The sequence below is a fragment of the Mesorhizobium sp. M1A.F.Ca.ET.072.01.1.1 genome (genome assembly GCF_004023325.1).
GTDB lineage: Bacteria > Pseudomonadota > Alphaproteobacteria > Rhizobiales > Rhizobiaceae > Mesorhizobium.
Map to the genome: position 1 here is coordinate 1 of NZ_RZSF01000826.1, position 378 is coordinate 378.

General features: G+C 64.3%; 1 pseudogene. It reads left to right on the plus strand.

Going from position 1 to position 378, the window contains the following annotated elements:
• Window positions 1-372: pseudogene (locus EOA32_RS38220) on the plus strand (aldose 1-epimerase family protein); the annotation flags it as partial.
• Between the last annotated feature and the right edge of the window lie 6 nt (window positions 373-378).

Consider the following 378-nt stretch of genomic DNA (forward strand, 5'->3'; position numbering starts at 1 on the left):
GAAAGCGCTCCGATCCGCCGCCTCAAGGACGGCCTGCTGCTGCCAACGCCACAGCCGACGCCCGTGAAAGGCAAGATACTGGCGCTCTCCGAAAGCCTGTTCGAGGAGGACGCCGTGATCATCGATCGGCCGGCCAGCGCCAATGTGCGCTACGCCGCCGGGCACGGACCGGCGCTTGAGATATCCTGGCAGGGGTTTCGGGAGCTCGGCATCTGGTCCAGGCCGGGCGGAGCGCCGTTCCTTTGCATCGAGCCCTGGCATGGTCTTGCCAGCCCCGTCGATTTCGACGGCGAATTCACCGAAAAGCCGGGCGTGATGCTGATCCCGCCAGCCGCGACGCGTGTTCTGAGCTATCAGATCCATCTGGACTGATATGAT